Below are 304 nucleotides of genomic sequence, written 5' to 3' on the forward strand. Positions count from 1 at the left end.
GAAAATCTGTCCTGTACTCTTCCGAAAGATTTAAACTGATAATTTCTAAATTTTCTATTCCCCTTAAATAGTTTTGTTGAAAGAATCTTGCATCTTCTAAGAACTTAAAAACATTGGGCCATGAAAACTTTTTTTCTTGTATTAATGTATCTAAAAAAGATTGCGCTTTTTCATGTTCCTCTCTACTAATCCTTAATCTTGATTTTATTATACTGGAATTAGATTCATTTTTATGTGTGTTACACCAAGGAAAAAACCAATAATCTGGGAATGTGGGGCGTACTTCATTACTTATTGTTAAAAT

Annotated in this window: 1 protein-coding gene; it reads right to left on the bottom strand. The window is 29.3% G+C overall.

The features are described 5' to 3' along the window. A partial coding sequence (locus RCF13_RS00100) for a hypothetical protein (RefSeq protein WP_308140657.1) occupies positions 1 to 304 on the bottom strand: 304 nt, incomplete at both ends.

The sequence above is a fragment of the Stenotrophomonas maltophilia group sp. RNC7 genome (assembly GCF_030910085.1).
In the GTDB taxonomy this organism is placed as follows: domain Bacteria; phylum Pseudomonadota; class Gammaproteobacteria; order Xanthomonadales; family Xanthomonadaceae; genus Stenotrophomonas; species Stenotrophomonas sepilia.